Origin of the sequence: Cryobacterium flavum (genome assembly GCF_900103805.1) — a bacterium.
GTDB lineage: Bacteria > Actinomycetota > Actinomycetes > Actinomycetales > Microbacteriaceae > Cryobacterium > Cryobacterium flavum.
Window position 1 is genome coordinate 37,796 of record NZ_FNIB01000014.1, and the last position, 19,461, is coordinate 57,256.

The window sequence follows — 19,461 nt, forward strand, 5'->3', positions numbered from 1 at the left end:
GAGGGAGCGAGCCCCTCCCGCCGTTCATGGAGACTAGTCGGTGACGGCGCCGCCGAGGCGCAGGCCGCTTTCCGCGTCGAACACGTGCAGGTGGTTCGGGGTAGCCGTGAGGTACACCGTCTCGCCGGCGTTCGGGTGCGAGCGGCCGTCGACGCGAGCGACGATGTCGGTGCGCTTGCCCTCGATGGTGGAGTGGCCGTAGAGGTAGCCGTCGGCGCCGAGTTCTTCAACCAGGTCGACCTCGATCTGCAGTCCGTCGCCAGCGGTGGACGACATCTGGATGTCCTCCGGGCGAATTCCCACGGTGACCTTCTTGCCGGTCGAGCTGGCGAGCGTCTCGCGCTGCACCGGAACGGTCGCGGTGCCGAACTTGATGCCGCCATCGACGGTGTCGGCGAGGAACAGGTTCATCGCGGGGCTGCCGATGAAGCCGGCCACGAACACGTTCTGCGGCTTCGCGTACAGGTCGCGGGGCGAACCGACCTGCTGCAGGATGCCGTCCTTCAGTACCGCAATCCGGTCACCCATGGTCAGGGCCTCGGTCTGGTCGTGGGTCACGTAGACGGTCGTGACTCCGAGGCGGCGCTGCAGTGACGCGATCTGCGTACGCGTCTGCACGCGCAGCTTGGCGTCAAGGTTGGAGAGCGGCTCGTCCATCAGGAACACCTGAGGCTGACGAACGATCGCGCGGCCCATGGCAACGCGCTGGCGCTGGCCACCAGAAAGTGCCTTCGGCTTGCGGCTGAGGTAGGGCTCGAGGTCGAGCAGCTTGGCGGCTTCGAGCACGCGGGCGGCGCGCTCGTCCTTGTTGATGCCGGCGATCTTGAGCGCGAAGCCCATGTTCTCGGCGACGGTCATGTGCGGGTACAGCGCGTAGTTCTGAAAGACCATGGCGATGTCGCGGTCTTTTGGCGGGACATCGGTCACGTTGCGGTCACCGATAAGAATGTTGCCATCGTTGACCTCTTCGAGGCCGGCGAGCATTCGCAGTGAAGTGGACTTGCCGCAGCCGGACGGGCCGACCAAAACCAGGAATTCGCCATCGGCGACCTGCAGGTCGAGCTGGTCAACAGCCGGCCTCGTGGAACCAGGGTAGAGCCGGGTTGCCTTGTCAAAGGTCACTGAAGCCATGATTATTACTCCTTCACCGGCAGGAACGTGCCGGACGATCCGTTGTGAATAGGATTTGTGCGTCGCGCGCCAAAGAGAGCGACATTTCCATTATTACACGACGGATGCCCCGGCGCCGGTCCGCCCCCCGTTTGGTCGTTTCCCAGTCAGGGGATCTACTATTCCAGAGGTGCCTTCACGTGCGCCCCTACTTCTCGAAAGCGAATTTTTATGACTATTGGCGGGCCAAGCGACAGCAGTCCCTCAAAAAACCGGCGGCGTGACGCCGCCCGGGTCAAGGCGAAGCAGCTTCGAGTCAGCCAAAAGAAGAAGGACCGCCGCAACAAACTGTTCTTGCAGGGCGGCATCGCTATCGCCGCCGTTGCCATCGTGGTTTTAGTCTCCGTCATCATCGTGAATTCGATTAAACCGTCAGGTCCGGGCCCGAAAAATATGGCCAGTGACGGCGCTCTTATCGGCGAGGGCATGGTCACCGCGCTGACGCCCGCGCTGCAGCCCGACGCGAACCTGCGGGCATCCGAACCGGATACCTCCGGCGCCGTCGCCAACATTCGCATCTATGTCGACTACCTCTGCCCGCTCTGTGGCGACTTCGAAGACGCCAACAACGAACAGATCGCCAACTGGGTCGATTCTGGAGCTGCGACCGTTGAAATTCACCCGGTGGCCATTCTCACGAGCAAGTCCGCCGGCACCAAGTACTCCCTGCGGGCGGCGAACGCTGCAGCCTGCGTCGCCAACTACTCGCCAGATGATTTCTTCGCCTTCAGCTCGGCCCTGTTCGTTGACCAGCCGGAAGAGACGTCGCCCGGCCGCAGCAACGACGAGATCAAGGCCGTCGTGAAGGATTCCGGCGTGAGCACGGCGGTCTCCAACATCAACTCCTGCATCGATGACGGCACCTATGAATCGTGGGTCAAGGCGGCAACCAATCGCGCGCTCGACGGCCCCATACCCAATTCCTCGATCAAGGCGATCACGAGCGCCCCCACCGTGCTCGTCAATGGCAAGCCGTACACCGGGTCGATCGAAGACCCGAAGGAGTTCGCGTCCTTCGTGCAGGTGGCCCTCGGTGAGACGTACTCCACCTCGACGCCGACGCCCGAACCGACACCCGGCGGGTAGTTACCAGCGGATGCCCCACGCGCATCGGCTTGGCTGTTGCTCGTGGCGGCCCCGAAATCATTTAGGATGGTCTTTCGAGGCTTTGGCCTCATGCCGGCCTGGCGCAATTGGTAGCGCACCACTCTTGTAAAGTGGGGGTTACGGGTTCAAGTCCCGTGGCCGGCCCCACAAACCCCTACTCCCAACTGGGAAGTAGGGGTTTTTGTCTGCCGGTTCGACGCTCTCTCCCCAGGGCCGCACACGGCCTCCACGTACACTGATGGCTGGGGTTTTAAGAGCGGATGCCCGCCCCCGCGCACCCGCGCCCCGAAAGGAAATACGCATGAGCCTGATCCGGCTGAACGACGTCAGCATCCGCTTTGAGAACACGCAGATTCTGCGCGAAGCGTTCTTTCGCCTCGAACCCGGTGACCGGGTCGGCCTGATCGGCAAGAACGGCTCCGGCAAATCCACCATTCTCAAGCTGATTCTCGACCAGGTCTCGCCCGATACCGGCGAGGTGACGCTCGAGGACGGCATCAAGGTCGGTTACTTCTCGCAGTTCTCCGAACTCAACGGCGCGCAGACCATCACCGAGGTGCTCGACGAATTGTTTGTGGCGGTGAAGGCGGTCGAGGCTGAACTCGCCTCCATCGACGCGGCAATCGCCCTGGACTCCTCGGCCAGCTATGACCTCGACCGGCTGATCACCCGCCAGGGCGAACTTTTCGAAGAGATGGACCGCCTGGACGGCTGGGACTACAAGCGCCACATCGACACCGCCCTGACCACCCTCGGATTCGACGAGGCGCACCGCGTCTGCTCGATCGACGAGCTCTCCGGCGGCTGGCGCAACCGGGCGGCCCTGGCCAAGATCGTGCTCGAGGCGCCCGACGTGCTGCTTCTCGACGAGCCCACCAACTACCTCGACGTGGCCGGCGTGGAGTGGCTCGAGGCCTGGTTCAAGAGCTTCAAGGGTGCCGCGATCGTGGTCTCGCACGACCGCAAATTTCTGGACGCCGTCGTCACCCGCATCATCGAGGTCGAGAACTATCACCTGCACGAGTATCCAGGCAACTTCGGCGAGTACATTGTGCAGAAGCAGTTTCGGCTGAAGACCCTCGAGGCCCAGTTCGTGCACGAATCCGAGCTGCTCGCTTTTGAAGCCGAGGGAATCGCGGACCGGCGCGAAGCAGCCAAAGCCGAGAGCCGTCAGCTCGGCAACCAGCTCGCCCACATCAAGAAGTCGCGCACGCCGCGCCCGGTCGACCAGATCATCACTGAGATCTACGGCAACCTGCACGTCAAGGACGTGCTCTGCCGGGTCGACGGTCTCGCCAAGAGCTATGGCGACAAAGTGTTGTTCGAGAACCTCAGCTTCGAAGTGCGTCGCGGTAACCGCATCGTCGTGCTCGGCAGCAACGGCAGCGGCAAAACCACCCTGCTGCGCGTGCTCACCGGCGAAGAGACGGCCGACCGGGGTGACGTCGCCTGGGCCAGCGGCGCCGGCGTAGTCTCCTACAACCAGATTCTCGACGAACTCGACCCGAGCGACACGGTCAGTCACGCCGTGAATGCCATGCCCGGCAGCCTCGCGTTGACCGCAACGAAGAAGTCCGTCAACCGCTTTCTGACCATGTTCCAGTTCAGCGAGGCCGACCTCAAGCAGAAGATCGGTGCCCTCTCCGGCGGGCAGCGCGCGCGAGTAGCGATGGCCCAGTGCCTGCTCTCCGGAGCGTCGGTGCTGCTGCTTGACGAACCGACCAACCACCTCGACATGTCGAGCACTCAGGTGATGGAACGCGCGCTCGTGCACTTTCCCGGTGCCGTTGTGGTGGCCAGCCACGACCGGTTCTTCACGGACAAGATCGCCAACCGCCGCCTCGTTTTCGGCAGCGACGGAGCCGCTCCCGGCGAGATCGAGGTCCGCGCAGCCTGACCCGCGCTGTCTACACTTCCCGGGCCCGGGCCCGGAAACTGAGCCCACGATAGATCATGGGCCCGGTGTCCGAAGGTGGGCCCGGCGGAACTCAGCGCCCGGCACCTCGTAGTATTACCAGGTGACCCAGGCCCGCGCGCAGACCCGAACGGATTCCTCGGTCGCGCCAGCATCCGCTATGCCGGTCTGGCTGGCCCTGGTTTTCTCGGTGCTGATCGGGGCGCTGTACGCGGTGCAATCGCGGGTGAACGGCGAACTCGGGCACCAGATCGGCGACGGATTCACCGCAGCCGTCATCTCCTTCGGCTCTGGCCTGGTCATTCTGAGCCTCGGCCTCGTCGTGTTTCGTAGCGGGCGCCGCGGCCTGCAACTGGTCGCCCGCGGTGTGAAAACGAAGCACCTCTCCTGGTGGCATCTGCTCGGCGGCCTGGCCGGTGCCCTGTTCGTGCTGTCCCAGGGCCTCGTCGCCGCGCCGCTCGGCATCGCCCTGTTCACGGTGGCCGTCGTGGCCGGCCAGACCGTGAGCGGCGTGCTCATGGACCGTTTCGGCATCGGCCCCGGTGGGCGTCGAACCCTGCACGCGTCCAAAATCGTCGGTGCCGGGCTCGCCCTGGTGGCTGTCGCGTTCACGGTGAGCGGCGAACTGCACGGCAGCGGCGCGCTCTGGTTGCTCGCACTGCCGCTGATCGCTGGCATCGGGCAGGGCTGGCAGCAAGCCGTGAACGGTCAGGTGCGGGTCACCGCGCAAAGCGCCCTCACAGCGACCTTTCTGAATTTTCTCAGTGGCACCATTGCCCTCGTGCTCGCCGCGCTCGTGCACGGCCTGCTGGTCGGCTTCGCGCTCGACCTGCCGAGCAACCCGTGGCTCTATACCGGCGGACTGATCGGCTGCATCTTCATCGCCGGGGCCGCGCTCGTCGTGCGTACCACCGGGGTGCTCATGCTGGGTCTCTGCATCGTCGCCGGGCAGCTGCTCTGCGCCCTCGCGCTGGATCTGCTGGCGCCGTCGGCGGGGCATCCGCTTGGCCTGACGACCATTGCCGGCACGGCTCTCGCCCTGGTGGCCGTCGTTATCGCCGCAGTGCGCTGGCACCGCCCCGGCCACGCACGGGGCACGGCGCGAACACCGGGCCATTCTGACGAACCAAGCGAACGGCTGTGACTGTGAAACGAATTTTAGTGGTCGAACACGAGGCTAATGCTGGTGTGGGGCTGGTCGGGGAGCGAATCCTCGCGGCCGGCATCGACCTGGTTCGGGTCGGCCCGGATGCCGGGGCCCCGATCCCCGGTCGTGCCGACGGCTTCGATGGTGTCGTCGTACTCGGCGGAACGACCGGGCCGACGGACGACGAACGAGCAGCCTGGCTGCCCCGGGTTCGTGAACTCATCGCCGACTGTCTCCAGAGCGAGGTCCCGCTCCTCGGGATCTGCCTGGGAGCCCAGATGCTCGCCGTCGTAGCCGGTGGAACGGTCGGACGGGCGCGGCGCGGCGCCGAGATCGGCCTCAGCGGTCTCGAGCTGACCGACAGTGCCGCCGCGGATTCCTTGCTTCATGACCTGCCGTCGCCGCTCCGGGCGCTGCAGTGGCATTCGCTCGAAGTACACGACCTGCCGGCGAACTCCGTGTCGCTATGCACCAGCGATCGCTGCCCCAACCAGGCTTTTCGTGTCGGCCCCGCGGCCTGGGGGCTACAATTCCACCTGGAGGCTTCGGCGGCGACCGCCGAAGCATGGGCTGAAAGTGACAGCGACGATTTGCGTGCCGCCGGCTACCTGCCGGAACACGTCATCGACCCCATGCGCGAGAACGAAGACGACCTTCGGCGGGTCTGGTCAGAAGTCGCCGATCGATGGATAGGCCTGGTCTGACTCACAGAACCCCGAGAAACTCCTCGGGGTCGATCGACAGCCGCACGCCCGGCTTCGAATCCTCAGGAATGCCGCCGACATAGAGCCAGCCGAGCAGCTCCTCGTTGTCGCCGAGGCCGTGCAAGACCCGCACCGGGCCGGTGCGCACGAGTGGGCCGGTGCGCCACATCGCGCACCACCCCGCGTCATCGAGAAGCAGCGACAGCAGGTGCGCGACCCCCGCCGCAGCAGCATCCTGTTCCCAGTCGGTCACCTTGAAACTGGCCCGACGCGACGCGACGACCGCGATCAACAGGGGCGCCCGCAGCGGCTTAGCCGCCAGCTTGAGCGCATCACTACCCTCACAAGCGGATGCCGCCACAAACGCCGCCCCCAACCGCTCGCGGGCGTCGCCGCGCAGCTCCAACAGCCGCCACGGACGCAGCGCGCCGTGATCGGCCACCCGCGCCGCCGCGGCAACGAGGGGCAGCAGCTCGGCTCGGGTCGGTGCCAAGGCGCTCACTTTTGAGTAGCTGCGCCGATGATTGACGGCCCGAAAGACAACCGAGGTGGCAGCATCTGTTGTCGACAGCACCGCTCTACTCAGCGGGCGTGAAGTTGAGCGAGATCGAGTTCATGCAGTACCGGTCGCCGGTCGGCGTGCCGAATCCGTCGGGAAAAACGTGTCCCAGGTGTGAGCCGCAGTTCGCGCAGCGCACCTCGGTGCGCACGCTGCCCAGGGAACGGTCTTCGAGCAATTCGACCGCTTCGGGCCGTACCGACTCGTAGAAGCTTGGCCAGCCGCAGCCGGAGTCAAACTTGGTGCCGCTCTTGAACAGCTCGGTGTTACACGCACCGCAGGTGTAGGTGCCGGAGCGCTCTTCGTCGAGCAGTTCGCCGGTTCCGGGGCGTTCGGTTCCGGCTTCACGCAAAACCTTGAACTTCTCCGGGCCCAGCTCGGAGCGCCACTCGTCGTTTGACTTCTTGATTGTGTAGTCCATGGTGGATGTCCCTTCGATCTGGCCGTCCGCACCCGGACAACCTCTACCCAGCCTAAACTCGTGCAGCGAAACGCGCATTCCTGGCCGATAGGTTTCGCAGCGTTTGCACGGCGACCGGTCGTTGGACTGGGCCGTTCCGGGCGTGCCGGAGGCAACATCCAGCCGCCCGCAAATAGGATGAGCCCGTCGGATAACCCGTCGAAACTGCCCCGGGGGAGAGATAGATCAATGAGTGAGAGCACACCGGCCCCCGCGCAACGCACCACTCTGCCCGCCGGCAGCGCCCCGATTTCGACCCAGCTCAGCGAGCGCGACGAAGCCGTGCTCGCCTTTGAACGGCAATGGTGGCGGCACGTCGGCGCCAAAGAAGAGGCCATCCGCGCCACATTCGGCCTCTCGGCCGCCCGGTACTATCAGCTATTGGGGGCACTGGTCGATTCACCGTTGGCGCTGGCCTTCGACCCGATGCTCGTGAACCGACTGCAGCGGATGCGTTCCGCACGATCCGAGGCGCGCGCCAGTCGTTCGCTGCCCACCCACGACTAGTACCTGACCGCTTTCCGCCAGAACCGGGCCGTTACACATCGCTCGATTCCGGCCTGGCTGGCCAACCAAGGATTCAATCACCATGGCGCGAAAATTTGCGAAAGACCGTTTCGACACCCACACGCATGCCCTCGACCGGGTGGGTGCTCACCGTGCTCCCGGTAAGAAGGGCCGCGGCTGGATCGGGTTCTGGTGGGCGCTCGGCGCCACCGTGCTGTTGATCGCGGTTGGCGTGGTCGGAATCTTCGCGATCAACAATCGCCTCGACTTCTCCAATATCCCGGGTCTGTCCTCGGCCAGCTCGACTCCGATCCCCACCGAGACCGTCATTCCAACGGCTGAAGCCACCGTCGACCCGGCGCTGACCGTGAATGTGCTGAACGGCTCCGCGGCGAACGGTGTCGCAGCATCCGTCAGCGACACGCTCACCGCCGCCGGCTGGGTAGTCAGTGGCACCGGCAACGCGAGCACAGACACCGAACCGACCACCGTCATCTACTATGCCGATGCCAGCCTGGAAGGCGCCGCCCGCGGCATCGCAGCCTCACTGCCCGGCTCGACGATCGTCGTTTCGTCCAATTTTGTTGACACAGGTGCCAGCCTGACCGTCGTCGTCGGCAACGACTACGTCATTCCTGCGGGCTGATCTTAACTCGAAACTGCCGACGTACTGGGCATTACCTGATTCGTCAAGCCCCTTTTCTTCTGCGGCCACTTCAGTATTATCTGGTTTTGGTCAAACATTTTGTTCGGGCAATACCCGCCCGGATCAAGAACGCTCGCCCAAGGTAACTTGCACCAGTAGGTAACTTGCAACAGAAGACTTGCTCTCGGGGATTTGCTGCTCGTTCAGAATGAACGCAGTCTCTGCGGCAGGGCCCGGAACAGCCAATGGGCCGTGCCGTCGAAATTGAGCAAGGAGTAACACATGGCGAACGGAACCGTTAAATGGTTCAACGCTGAAAAGGGTTTCGGCTTCATCACTGTCGATGGGGGAGGGCAGGACGTCTTCGTTCACTACTCCGCCATTGACATGAGCGGGTACAAGGTGCTCGAAGAAGGCCAGCAGGTCGTCTTTGAGGTCGGTGCCGGAGCGAAAGGCCCCCAGGCTGAATCGGTTCGACCGGCCTGACCCACCCCCTAAACGGGGTCTGTCCCCCACCTAACGCCGCCCGCTGCAACGGGCGGCGTTAGTGTTTACCGGTGACCAAGAAAAAGACAGCCCGCACAATTCGACCGCTGAAGACCGCGGGTCTGCTCGCTCTGATCGTTCCAGCATTGCTGCTGAGCGGATGCACCGGCAGTAGCGCGACGCTGACCAAGACGCAGACGGCCGAAGCGTGGACGTCGAACTATGTCGCCCCCGCCGCTACGGAAATCGCCCCGCTCAGCGGCCTGACCGTTGCGGTCGGGTCGTCGGCACGTCCCTCCCTCGCGGCCAAGATCGACAACCACGTGGCCGCTCGCCCGCAGGTCGCGATCGACCGTACCGACCTGGTGTTCGAAGAGCTGGTCGAGGGTGGTATCACCCGATACGTCGCCGTGTGGCAGTCCAGCATTCCCGACCAGGTCGGCCCGGTGCGCTCGATCCGTCCGATGGATCCCGACATCATTGCGCCGTTCGGCGGCCTCGTAGCGTTTTCGGGCGGGCAGCAACGATTCGTCGACGCGATGAACGCGACCGGTCAAATCAGTGCCATCTTCGACTACGACACGACCGGGCTATTTTCTCGTTCCAAGGCTACAGCGGCCCCGCACAACGTTATCCTCGCGGCCTCCGAATTCGTCAACCGAAACGCGACCGTCGCACCGCCCACCCAGCAGTACGGCTATGCGCCCGCGCTCGCCGGGGCATCCGCCGTCGTGGACGGCACCCCGATCTCGGTGATCAACACCCGATTCTCCAATTCCAGTGCCCGCAGCTGGACCTGGAACGCCGAAGCCGCCGCATACCTGCGCGCGCAGGACGGCGCGCCCGATCTGACTCCGGAAGGCGCGCAACTGAAGGCAACGAACGTCGTCGTGGTGCGGGTGAATGTGACCGTCGACCAGAGCATCCCCAAGACCGAGCTGATCGCGTCGGGGGAAGCGTCGATCTCCAGCGGCGGAAAGACCATCGCGGCCACCTGGAGCAAGGACTCCCAGAGCATGCCGATCCGCCTCGTCGATGCCAATGGAGTGACAATTCGGCTGGCACCGGGCAATACCTGGTTTCAGCTCGTACCCAACGGCACCGGCTCGGTCGACCTCGTTCCCTGAGGGTCTGCAGATAGCCCGGCGTCGCCCCCGATGCTCGCTTGCACTCTCGACCCCAGAGTGCCAGAATCGTTTTAGCACTCTCGTCATCTGAGTGCTAACCCCATCATCGTTTGGAACGTCCGGGAGGGACGAGTTACACATATGGCAAAAATCATTGCATTCAATGAAGAGGCCCGTCGTGGGCTTGAGCGCGGCCTGAACATTCTGGCCGACACCGTCAAGGTCACCCTCGGCCCGCGCGGACGCAACGTCGTTCTGGAGAAGAAGTGGGGCGCCCCCACGATCACCAACGACGGCGTGTCAATCGCCAAGGAGATCGAGCTCGACGACCCGTACGAGAAGATCGGTGCGGAGCTCGTCAAAGAGGTCGCCAAGAAGACGGATGACGTAGCCGGCGACGGCACGACCACCGCAACCGTTCTCGCCCAGGCCCTGGTTCGCGAAGGCCTGCGCAACGTCGCTGCCGGCGCCGACCCGATCAGCCTGAAGCGCGGCATCGAGAAGGCTACGGCCGCTGTCATCGCCGAGCTCGTCGCCAGCGCCAAGGAAATCGAAACCAAGGAAGAGATCGCCGCAACCGCGTCCATCTCCGCCGGAGACACCGAGATCGGCGCGATCATCGCCGAGGCCATCGACAAGGTCGGCAAGGAAGGTGTTGTCACCGTCGAGGAGTCGAACACCTTCGGCACCGAGCTCGAGCTCACCGAGGGCATGCGCTTCGACAAGGGCTTCCTGTCGGCGTACTTCGTCACCGACCCCGACCGTCAGGAAGCGGTCTTCGAAGACCCCTACATCCTGATCGTCAACTCCAAGGTCTCCAACATCAAGGACCTGCTCCCCATCGTGGACAAGGTCATCCAGACTGGCAAGCAGCTCCTCATCATTGCGGAAGACGTCGATGGGGAGGCACTGGCCACGCTCGTTGTGAACAAGATCCGTGGCATCTTCAAGTCCGTCGCCGTCAAGGCTCCGGGCTTCGGCGACCGTCGCAAGGCTCAGCTGCAGGACATCGCCATCCTCACCGGTGGACAGGTCATCTCGGAAGAGGTCGGCCTCAAGCTTGAGAACGTCACCCTCGACCTGCTTGGTAGCGCCCGCAAGGTCGTCATCACCAAGGACGAGACCACGATCGTTGAGGGTGCCGGCGACGTCGAAGCCATCGCCGGTCGCGTCTCGCAGATCCGTGCCGAGATCGAGAACACCGACAGCGACTACGACCGCGAGAAGCTCCAGGAGCGCCTCGCCAAGCTTGCTGGCGGCGTTGCTGTCATCAAGGCTGGAGCCGCAACGGAGGTTGAGCTCAAGGAGCGCAAGCACCGCATCGAAGATGCAGTGCGTAACGCCAAGGCTGCCGTCGAAGAGGGTATCGTTGCCGGTGGTGGCGTTGCACTGATTCAGGCCGGCAAGACCGCATTCGAGGGCAAGGCAATCCTTGACCTCGTTGGTGACGAGGCGACCGGCGCGAACATCGTGCGCGTTGCCATCGACGCCCCGCTCAAGCAGATCGCACTCAACGCCGGCATGGAGCCGGGCGTTGTCGCCGACAAGGTGCGCAACCTGCCCGTCGGATGGGGCCTCAACGCCGCCACCGGCGAGTACGTCGACATGATCGCTGCCGGAATCAATGACCCGGTGAAAGTCACCCGCTCCGCGCTGCTGAACGCATCGTCGATCGCCGGACTGTTCCTCACCACCGAGGCCGTCGTCGCCGACAAGCCCGAGAAGAACTCGGCTCCGGCCGGCGACCCCTCGGGTGGCATGGACTTCTAAGTCCCGCCAGCAGTACACGAAAGTGGGCGTCTTCTTCGGGAGGCGCCCATTTTTTGTGCGTTCCGCGTCGAGCCATGAGTTCGGTCCACCCGACAGAGTCATCCTTGCGAGGTAGCGCGTAGCGACTCGGAACGGACGACCGCCCGGTAGTGACCCAGCAGGCTGGAGATATGAAAAGGATCCAGCTCCTCCCCGTTCTCGCCGCCGCAGCGCTGACCGCCCTCGCCCTCACCGGGTGTTCGAGCATCATCGAATAGGTCCAGCGCGAGAAGTCGCTCGAATTCGCGTCTGTGCCGATCCTCACCGAGGAATGGGACCAGCCTGCGGACTGGCTGCCCGCCGATGCGACCCAAATCACGATCCGGGAGGAGGCGGCCGGCGGCGGTCCGGCCATCCTGGCGGTGACAACCAACTCGGACCTCGACCCCATGCAGTGTGCGGAGACCGACCGGCAGTCGGCACCGACCTACGCCGAAGACTGGTCACCGGATGACGTGTACGTGGATCGTGTCTTCGCCTGCGCCAACTGGGCCGTAATCAAGATCGCCGACGGCTGGTACGGCTGGACGCCGAACGACCCAGACGAGATGGCTGTGTCCCCCGCGCAATGACCACCGGTCATTCACCGTCTACGGTTGAGTCATGATCCGCAGCCTCTCCCGCCCGCAACTCCTGGTGGATGCCGTGATGGCCGTGATCGCGCTCCTCGCGCGCACAGTGCTCGGCTACGACGGGGCCGTGGCGTTCTGGATGACTGTCGGTATGGCCGGTGCCCTGTTCCTGAGACGGCTCAGTCCGGGTATCGCGCTCGGGCTGGCGTGGTGCACCGTAGCCGTTCAACTCTCCGCGTCGTTGCCTCCCGATATCGCGAACGCGGCCGTTCTTCCCGTGCTGTTTGCCACGGCTGCCTACGGTTCCCGAACCGTCAGGTGGGCCGGTCTCGCATCGGTGCCCATCGGTGCGCTGATCGCGACCGTGTACGTGCTATTCCTTCAGTCCGGCGGCTTCGACGGGCTCACCAGTCTCGTTCTGCAGATACGAACGGGCGAGGCCTTCCAGGCTGGAGCCCCAGGGGTGATCGGTTTCGTCTCTGCCGCGGCGTTGTTCGGGCTGAGCTGGGTTCTCGGGTTGCTCGTGGCTACCTGGCGAACCGCGCGGGACGGCAGGGCTGCTCTCCGTTCGGCGGCGGCTGAGCAGGCCGACGCCCGGCGCGAAGTGGCGGTGGAGCAGGAGCGAACCCGCATCGCCCGCGACATGCACGATGTGGTGGCGCATTCCCTCGCCGTTGTAATCGCTCAGGCCGACGGCGGACGCTACGCGCGTGCCGCCGACCCCGAAGCAGCGAATGAGGCCTTCCGCACCATAGCAAGCACGGCCCGGTCAGCCCTGGCCGACGTGCGAGTACTGCTGGGCCAGTTGCGCGCCAACGATGATGCCGATCCCGGTAGCGACCGGTCAGACCGGTCCGTCGTGGCCGCACCACAGCCTACCCTCGACGATCTCGACCGGCTCATCGACCAGTTGCGCGCTTCGGGCCTCATGATTGAGCGCATCGCTTCCGGGCCGACTGCTGCGCTCGGACCGGGGCAACAGCTCGTGATTTACCGAATCGTGCAGGAATCACTGACCAACGTGCTTCGTCACGGCGACTCCGCAATAGGCGTCCGCATCGGCTTCAGCTGGGAGGCACATGCCGTCATCCTCACCGTGGACAGCGGGCTGCGGGGGTCACGGCCGGTCGGTGCCGCGCCGCACGGGCACGGCCTCGACGGCATGCGCGAGCGCGCGGTTCTGGCCGGAGGCTCCTTCGAGGCCGGCGAGGTGGGCGATCGTTTCGTCGTGTGCTTGACACTGCCGACGCTGACAGCGTCGCTTCCGCACACCAGAGGGGCGATGCCCGCATGACCACTCCGATTCGCGTTGCCCTCGTCGACGACCAGGCACTGTTCCGTGCCGGACTCCGACTGCTGATCTCGTCGCAGGTTGACCTCGAGTGCGTGGGCGAAGCTGCAAACGGGGCCGACGGCATCCGCCTGGTCGAGTCGGCCAGCCCCGACGTGGTGCTCATGGACATACGCATGCCGGTCATGGACGGCATCGAAGCCACCTCTCACATCGTGAACGCGTCGAGAGCGGCCGGTGGGGGTGGCCCCCGCATCATCGTGCTAACCACCTTCGACCTCGACGAAGCCGCAGCGCGCGCGATTCGTGGGGGCGCGAGCGGTTTCGTGCTGAAAGACGCCGATCCGGAGTTTCTGCTCGCCGCAATCCGCACCGTGCACGCGGGCTCGTCTGTCATCGCCGCCGCGCAGATCATCGAGCTGTTCGAGCACTTCGACCAGAAACGGATGCCGCCGGCCCCGCCGGTCGCCTACACCCGGCTCACCCCGCGCGAGCAGGAGATCTTCGCGCTCGCGGCCCGGGGGCTCAGCAACGCCGAAATCGCGGCGACGGAGTTTCTCAGTGAGGCGACAGTGAAGACACATATCAGTCGAACCCTGGCCAAGCTTGAACTGCGCGATCGCGTGCAACTGGTGGTCTACGCCTACGAAAACTCGCTCATCGCCTAACTCCCAGTCATCCCTGCGATGTAGCAGCACCATCCTGGGGCCGGACGCGCGGATTGGGGCGGTTCTCCAGACTGGAAGACATGAAAACTACAACGACTGACCTCGGCCTCGTCGCCCGGGTGACCCAGCTGCATAAGTATTACGGGGCCACGAACACTCGGGTGAATGCCCTCACCGACGTGAGCGTCGGAATTCGCCGTGGCGAGTTCACGGCCATCATGGGCCCGAGCGGGTCGGGCAAATCAACCCTGATGCACATCATGGCCGGCCTCGACACCGCGAGCAGCGGATCGGTGTGGCTCGGCGACAGCGATATCTCCCGCCTCGATGATTCGAGCCTGACCGTTCTGCGGCGGCGGCGGGTCGGCTTCATCTTTCAATCCTTCAACCTGGTGCCCACGCTCGACATCAGCGGAAATATTCTGTTGCCCTTCGAACTCGACGGACGAGCGCCCTCGATCGACGAACGGGCGTGGATCGACCGGCTCGTGGCGGTGCTCGGGCTCAGCGATCGACTGCGGCACCGCCCGCACGAACTGTCGGGCGGCCAGCAGCAGCGCGTGGCGATCGCTCGCGCTCTGGCGACGCGGCCGGACCTGGTGTTCGCAGATGAGCCGACCGGCAACCTCGATTCCCGCACCTCGCGGGAAGTGCTCACCCTCCTTCAAACCGCGAGCCGAGAGTACGGGCAGAGCATCGCCATGGTGACGCACGATCCGGTCGCTGCCAGCTACGCCGATCGCATCATCGTTTTGAACGACGGCCGCGTGGTCGACGATCGTGGTCGTTCCACCCCCGAACAGATCAGCTCGATCATGCTCGGCATGGAAGCCCTCTCATGAATCTCACCGTGCACACAGTGCGCGAACACGCACCGAGCATCCTGGTGGCAGGCCTGTCGACGGCGTTCGGCGTCAGCCTGATCTCCATCACCGGTGTTCTCACCCAGGTCATCCGCGATTCCGGCGTTGACAGCGCCACACTCACCTTCATCCTCTCGTTCATCGCCGTCGTGTTCGTCGTCATCGCCCTCTACGTGGGCGCCTTGGTCACGGCGAACACCTTTGCTACCATCATCGCCGGTCGGGTGCGTACGATTGCCCTGCTGCGGCTCATCGGCTCGAGCGCAGCCAGGCAGCGCCTCGCCGTCGCCCGGGAAGGGCTCACCGTCGGGGTGGTCGGGGCCTTGATGGGGGGAATCGCTGGCGTGCTGTTTTCCCTCCTCGTCGTCTATGCCGGGGTGCGGTCCGGCGCGCTCCCAGCCGGGAACTACAGTTACCTCACGGCCACGATGCTGCTGCCGGTCCTGGCCGTCGCCCTCACCACGACCGCGGCCTCGTGGGCAGGATCGCGGCGCGTACTGTCAGTCTCGCCGATGGATGCCCTCGGTGCGGCCGGTGAGTCATCATTCAGCGAGCAGACCGCCCGGCGAGTTCGCAACAGGGTTGCCCTCGCTGTGTTTGTCATCGGCGACCTGATTCTGGTTGCGGGCGTGCTGGTCGGCCTCGTGGATCCGCTCGGCGTGCTCATCGGACTCGTCGGCGGAATATTTTCGTTTACCGGCGTTGTGCTGGGAGCCTCTGTCATCATGCCGCGCGCCCTGCGCCTCATCGGCCGGGCGTTCGGAACCAGCGCCACGGCCCGCCTCGCTCGCGAGAACGCGGTGCGCTACCCCGAGCGGAGCGCTCGCACCACGATTGGGCTCGTCATCGGAGTCACCCTGATCACGACGTTCGCCGTGACGGTGGCGAGCTACCAAAGCCTCATCGAGGCGGCTCAAGAGTCAATGCCCGGGGTCTACGCGGGCGTCGACCCGCTGCTGGCCATTACGGTGACAGTGTTCTCGGTACTGATGGGGTTCAGCGCCCTGATCGCTGCCGTCGGAATGGTGAACAACTTCTCCCTCAACGTGCTGCAGCGCACCCGGGAACTGGGCCTGCTGCGCGCGCTAGGGTTCACAGCGCGTCAGATCCGCCGCATGATTCTCATCGAGAGCGCGCAACTCAGCGCCGCGGCGGTGGTCGTCGGCCTTGTGCTCGGTACGTTCTACGGCTGGGCCGGGGCGCAGTCGCTCATCGGCGGTATCCAGGGCTCACCGGGCATCGTGGTGCCGACGGTGCCGCTCGTGCTGCTCGCGGTTATCGTTGTCGCGGCGGTTGCCCTCACCGCGGTGGCGTCGCTGGTGCCCTCCCGCCGGGCAACCCGCATCACCCCGGTCGTGGCCCTCGCGACCGAGTAGGCGTAGCTGGCCGAGCAGGTGCAGGCGTTCGCCTCATCGTGCGAACAGTCGGGTGTTGGCCTGCTCGGTCTCGGCGTACTGCTGCCCGGCCACGCTCAGCGCCTGGTTGAGCACGGTCAGGCTTTCCTCCAGCTGCTGGTGCATGCCGCGCCACTCGGCGAAGGCGCTCTGAAAGGCGGCGGAGGCCTGGCCGGTCCAGAACCCTTCGAGACTGGTCAGCTGAGCGTTGAGATCGCCCACATCGGCCTGCACTCGCGCGATGGTGCCGCGGGCGGTGCTCGCGGTGCTCTGCACCGCATCGCTGTCGACCTGAAAGCTCGTCATGGTGTGCCCTTCTCCTACATAACAGTGGTTGGTGACTGTGAGAGTAGAAGAGGAGCGGCAGCATCCGCTTGTCAGGCCCGGATCTGTGAGCGGATGTCGCCACCCGTACCCTGGGGAGGAGCCCCTACGGGATGACGGGCTGGGCGTGCTGCGGGGCGCTCGGCGTTCCGGCGAGGGGCAGCGAGATACGGAAGGTGGCGCCGCCGCCGGGAGTGTCGACGACATCGACGGTGCCGTTATGGCTCGCGACGATCGCGGCGACGATGGCGAGTCCGAGGCCGCTGCCGCCGGTTTCGCGAGCGCGAGACGAGTCGGCGCGCCAGAATCGCTGGAAGATCTTCTCCCGAATCTGCGGCGGAATTCCCTCGCCGTGGTCGATCACGGCGATGGAAGCTCGCTGGGCGTGCGAGTCGACCATCACCTCGAGCTCGATCGGGCTGTCCGAGGCGGTGAAGCGCATCGCATTGCCCATCAGGTTGGTGATGACTTGCCGAATCTTGTTCTCTTCGGCCATGACGATCGGCGGCAGTTGCGGCTCCACCGGCAGTACAGTCAGGTCAGCCTCGGGCAGAACGACGGTTCCTCGACGCGGTTTGCGGGTGCGCAGCCGGGCCAGGGTGGCGCCGGCGAAGGCGATGGCTCCGGTCGGCGTGCCGGTTCCGGACGGCCGGGTGATGGCGCCGGTGGTGACGCTCTCCGACGAGTCGTTTTCGAACGGCACAATTTCGCCGGAGTCGCCGTCAACGTGCCCGTCGAGATCGCCATCGAGCGGCCCGACAACAGCCGGGGGAGTGAGTACGGTGACCTGGCGGCCCGGGGAGCTCGCCATGGCATCGAGGGCGGCGTCACGGGCCAGGGGAACGAGGTCGACCGGGGTCAGCGCGAGCGGCTTGGTCTCGTCGAGGCGAGCGAGTTCGAGCAGGTCCTCGACCAGGCCGCCCATGCGAATGGCCTCTTTCTCGATGCGTTCCATGGCCTGAGCAACATCTTCGGGGGTTTGCAGCGCGCCCATGCGGTACAGCTCGGCGTAACCGCGCACCGAGACGAGAGGGGTGCGCAGCTCGTGGCTGGCATCGCCGACGAAGCGGCGCATCTGGTCGATGGTGCGGGCTCGGTCTTTGAAGGCGCGGTCGATGCGGCTGAGCATGATGTTGAGCGAGCGGTTGAGGCGACCGACCTCGGTGTTTGGGGTGGCCCCGCCGAGCCGCTGGCTGAAGTCGCCGTCGGCGATGGCCGCGGCGGTCTGTTCCGCCTCACGCAACGGCACGAAGGTGGTCGTGACGAGCACCCGGGTGAGCATGGCACCAATCAACACGACCCCGGCGCCGAAGCCCAGAAAGATCGTGAGATAGGTGGCCATGGTGTTCTCGGTCGGCCGCAGCGAAACGGCCATGACGAGGGTGCCGTAGGTGCCGGTGGGGCTGATCACCACGGGCACCATGATGGCGTGAAACTCGGTGTCGTGGGCAGCGTCCCAGAGTGTCTGAATCTGCCCGTCGAGCTGCGACACCCGCTTCAGGTCGAGCGGCATACCCACCACAGGCAGCTCAGCGTGGTCGCGTTCCTGCCAGGTGCGGGTGATCAGGGCGCCGTCCTGGTCATACAGTGCCACGAAGTAGTCCGACGCGACGCCCTCGGTGTCACCCTGCGAGAACACGCTCGACGAGTAGCCGCTGAGCGCGGTCTGCGTGTCGACCTGCAGCTGCGTGTCGACCTGGGTCACCACATACTGCTTGAGCATGGCCATGGTGCCGATGCCCGAAACGAGCAGGCCGAGCGTGAGCATCAGCACCGTGACACCGGTGATCTTGGAACGGAGGGAGATGCTGCTCCACCGCCTGGACAGGGTTTCGTGCATAAGTGAATTTAGTCTACGAAAGCTCGCTGTGCCTAAGCCCCATGGATCATGCCTTGGCAGCCTTGAGCATGTAGCCGAAGCCACGCTTGGTCTGGATGAGCGGTTCGCTCGAGTGCACGTCGACCTTGCGGCGCAGGTAGGAGATGTAGCTCTCCACGATTCCGGCGTCACCATTGAAGTCGTACTCCCAGACGTGGTCGAGGATCTGCGCCTTTGACAGCACCCGGTTGGGGTTCAGCATGAGGTAGCGCAGCAGCTTGAACTCGGTCGGGCTCAGCTCGATGGCCTCGGTGCCCACGAGAACCTCGTGGGTGTCCTGGTCCATGGTGAGCTCGCCGGCGCGGATCACGGCATCCTCGTCGGCGTGCATGGTGCGGCGCAGAATGGCCTTGATGCGCGCGACGATCTCGTCGAGGCTGAACGGCTTGGTCACGTAGTCATCGCCGCCGACCGTTAGTCCGGTGATCTTGTCCTCGGTGTCGTCTTTTGCCGTGAGGAAGAGGATCGGTGCGGTGTAGCCGGCCGAACGCAGGCGCTTGGTGACCCCGAAGCCGTTCATGTCGGGGAGCATGACGTCGAGAATGATGAGGTCGGGTTCCTCCTCGAGCACGGCGGAGATGGCCTGTGCACCATTGCCAACGGCGCGCACGGCGAAGCCGGCGAAACGGAGGCTGGTGGTGAGGAGATCGCGGATATTGGGTTCGTCATCGACGATAAGGATGCGGGGGCCGTCAGTCATGCCACTAGTATCTGCGCGTTAGCTGGAGCTTTGCTGAGAGTGGACGGTGAGTGGTGGGATCGGCGGGCGGTGATCCGTCGTGCGGCACGAATTACCGACATGATGGGAGGAACGATCGACGTGTTTCAACCTG

At 64.8% G+C, this 19,461-nt stretch carries 20 protein-coding genes and 1 tRNA gene; 15 read left to right on the forward strand and 6 right to left on the reverse strand.

All coding sequences use genetic code 11. The annotated features are described in order from the left end of the window. Positions 1–33 precede the first annotated feature (33 nt). Positions 34–1,131 (reverse strand): ABC transporter ATP-binding protein, encoded by a 1,098-nt coding sequence (locus tag BLS91_RS16420; RefSeq protein WP_092341838.1) that lies wholly within the window; start codon positions 1,129–1,131, stop codon positions 34–36. A gap of 210 nt (positions 1,132–1,341) precedes the next feature. Here BLS91_RS16420 and BLS91_RS16425 point away from each other — a divergent pair, with 210 nt between their 5' ends. From BLS91_RS16425 to BLS91_RS16445, 5 genes are all read left to right on the forward strand, one after another. Beyond that, on the forward strand, positions 1,342–2,256 hold the full coding sequence (locus tag BLS91_RS16425; RefSeq protein WP_092341839.1) for a DsbA family protein: 915 nt from the start codon (positions 1,342–1,344) through the stop codon (positions 2,254–2,256). 92 nt (positions 2,257–2,348) lie between these two features. Continuing rightward, positions 2,349–2,424 (forward strand) — tRNA-Thr (locus BLS91_RS16430). 154 nt (positions 2,425–2,578) lie between these two features. After that, complete coding sequence (locus tag BLS91_RS16435) at positions 2,579–4,174, forward strand: ABC-F family ATP-binding cassette domain-containing protein (RefSeq protein ID WP_092341840.1); 1,596 nt, start codon at positions 2,579–2,581, stop codon at positions 4,172–4,174. A gap of 121 nt (positions 4,175–4,295) precedes the next feature. After that, the gene (locus tag BLS91_RS16440; protein ID WP_241983106.1) at positions 4,296–5,336 is read left to right on the forward strand and encodes a DMT family transporter; all 1,041 of its coding nucleotides are present in this window, start codon (positions 4,296–4,298) and stop codon (positions 5,334–5,336) included. A gap of 2 nt (positions 5,337–5,338) precedes the next feature. Beyond that, on the forward strand, positions 5,339–6,043 hold the full coding sequence (locus BLS91_RS16445; protein WP_159433882.1) for a type 1 glutamine amidotransferase: 705 nt from the start codon (positions 5,339–5,341) through the stop codon (positions 6,041–6,043). Between the two features lies 1 nt (position 6,044). On the opposite strand, the gene BLS91_RS16450 is transcribed toward BLS91_RS16445, so the two are convergent. Both BLS91_RS16450 and msrB read right to left on the reverse strand, forming a co-directional pair. Further along, positions 6,045–6,617 carry a nitroreductase family protein gene (locus tag BLS91_RS16450; protein ID WP_092341843.1) on the reverse strand — a complete coding sequence of 191 codons (573 nt, stop codon included), beginning with the start codon at positions 6,615–6,617 and terminating at the stop codon, positions 6,045–6,047. Positions 6,618–6,621: 4 nt separating this feature from the next. Further along, on the reverse strand, positions 6,622–7,023 hold the full coding sequence (msrB, locus tag BLS91_RS16455) for a peptide-methionine (R)-S-oxide reductase MsrB (protein ID WP_092341844.1): 402 nt from the start codon (positions 7,021–7,023) through the stop codon (positions 6,622–6,624). A 228-nt stretch (positions 7,024–7,251) separates the two neighbouring features. On the opposite strand from msrB, the gene BLS91_RS16460 reads away from it, so the two are divergent. From BLS91_RS16460 to BLS91_RS16505, 10 genes are all read left to right on the forward strand, one after another. After that, positions 7,252–7,569 carry a DUF3263 domain-containing protein gene (locus BLS91_RS16460; RefSeq protein WP_092341845.1) on the forward strand — a complete coding sequence of 106 codons (318 nt, stop codon included), beginning with the start codon at positions 7,252–7,254 and terminating at the stop codon, positions 7,567–7,569. Positions 7,570–7,651: 82 nt separating this feature from the next. Then, positions 7,652–8,215 carry a LytR C-terminal domain-containing protein gene (locus tag BLS91_RS16465; RefSeq protein WP_092341846.1) on the forward strand — a complete coding sequence of 188 codons (564 nt, stop codon included), beginning with the start codon at positions 7,652–7,654 and terminating at the stop codon, positions 8,213–8,215. A 282-nt stretch (positions 8,216–8,497) separates the two neighbouring features. Next, complete coding sequence (locus BLS91_RS16470; RefSeq protein WP_035834941.1) at positions 8,498–8,701, forward strand: cold-shock protein; 204 nt, start codon at positions 8,498–8,500, stop codon at positions 8,699–8,701. Between the two features lie 71 nt (positions 8,702–8,772). Next, positions 8,773–9,828 (forward strand): DUF3048 domain-containing protein, encoded by a 1,056-nt coding sequence (locus BLS91_RS16475; RefSeq protein WP_092341847.1) that lies wholly within the window; start codon positions 8,773–8,775, stop codon positions 9,826–9,828. Between the two features lie 141 nt (positions 9,829–9,969). Further along, complete coding sequence (gene groL, locus BLS91_RS16480) at positions 9,970–11,598, forward strand: chaperonin GroEL (RefSeq protein ID WP_092341848.1); 1,629 nt, start codon at positions 9,970–9,972, stop codon at positions 11,596–11,598. 290 nt (positions 11,599–11,888) lie between these two features. Continuing rightward, positions 11,889–12,209, forward strand: coding sequence for a hypothetical protein (locus BLS91_RS16485; RefSeq protein ID WP_092341849.1), 321 nt, complete (start codon positions 11,889–11,891; stop codon positions 12,207–12,209). 31 nt (positions 12,210–12,240) lie between these two features. Then, positions 12,241–13,503, forward strand: a complete 1,263-nt coding sequence (locus BLS91_RS16490) for a sensor histidine kinase (RefSeq protein ID WP_092341850.1) — start codon at positions 12,241–12,243, stop codon at positions 13,501–13,503. Next, entirely contained in the window at positions 13,500–14,168 is a 669-nt protein-coding gene (locus tag BLS91_RS16495) for a response regulator (RefSeq protein WP_092341851.1), read from the forward strand. Before BLS91_RS16490 ends, BLS91_RS16495 begins: the two co-directional genes overlap by 4 nt. Before the next feature lie 80 nt (positions 14,169–14,248). Then, on the forward strand, positions 14,249–15,010 hold the full coding sequence (locus BLS91_RS16500) for an ABC transporter ATP-binding protein (protein WP_092341852.1): 762 nt from the start codon (positions 14,249–14,251) through the stop codon (positions 15,008–15,010). Continuing rightward, on the forward strand, positions 15,007–16,407 hold the full coding sequence (locus BLS91_RS16505; RefSeq protein WP_092341853.1) for an ABC transporter permease: 1,401 nt from the start codon (positions 15,007–15,009) through the stop codon (positions 16,405–16,407). Before BLS91_RS16500 ends, BLS91_RS16505 begins: the two co-directional genes overlap by 4 nt. Before the next feature lie 33 nt (positions 16,408–16,440). Here the strand turns inward: BLS91_RS16505 and BLS91_RS16510 are convergent, their stop codons facing one another. The 3 genes from BLS91_RS16510 to BLS91_RS16520 all read right to left on the reverse strand — a co-directional run bounded on the left by BLS91_RS16510 (position 16,441) and on the right by BLS91_RS16520 (position 19,328). Then, entirely contained in the window at positions 16,441–16,731 is a 291-nt protein-coding gene (locus BLS91_RS16510; protein WP_092341854.1) for a WXG100 family type VII secretion target, read from the reverse strand. A 124-nt stretch (positions 16,732–16,855) separates the two neighbouring features. Beyond that, positions 16,856–18,589, reverse strand: coding sequence for a sensor histidine kinase (locus BLS91_RS16515; protein WP_092341855.1), 1,734 nt, complete (start codon positions 18,587–18,589; stop codon positions 16,856–16,858). A 46-nt stretch (positions 18,590–18,635) separates the two neighbouring features. Further along, complete coding sequence (locus tag BLS91_RS16520) at positions 18,636–19,328, reverse strand: response regulator transcription factor (RefSeq protein ID WP_092112483.1); 693 nt, start codon at positions 19,326–19,328, stop codon at positions 18,636–18,638. Between the last annotated feature and the right edge of the window lie 133 nt (positions 19,329–19,461).